At 56.7% G+C, this 261-nt stretch carries 1 protein-coding gene; it reads left to right on the top strand.

The window, feature by feature from the left end; translation table 11 throughout:
• The coding region (locus H261_RS26455; protein ID WP_235063056.1) for a hypothetical protein at positions 1 to 188 on the top strand (188 nt) is incomplete at its 5' end.
• Between the last annotated feature and the right edge of the window lie 73 nt (positions 189 to 261).

The raw sequence follows: 261 nt of genomic DNA, 5'->3' as shown, positions 1-261 counted from the left end.
GTCGGATGTTGCGCCGCTTCGGCGGCGCTCCCGGCCAAGCAAACGAGGCGCCTCCCGGTTCGGGGGGCGCCTTGTTTATTGGCCGTTACGCTGCGGCTGGACGGACCCTGCCTGACGACGGGGTGATTATCAAAAATAAAACTTTGGTATCTGTGCGAGTCGTCACAGAAGTCATTGGTATGGTCTGACATATTTTGTCTCACCAGATGATGACGGCCACGGAAAGTTCCGGGCCACTGACCAAGGAGAGGGCAAATGTTT

The organism is Paramagnetospirillum caucaseum (assembly GCF_000342045.1).
Lineage (GTDB): Bacteria > Pseudomonadota > Alphaproteobacteria > Rhodospirillales > Magnetospirillaceae > Phaeospirillum > Phaeospirillum caucaseum.
The sequence above is the reverse complement of the archived record's forward strand: the minus strand, read 5'-3'. Positions and strand labels throughout refer to the sequence as shown.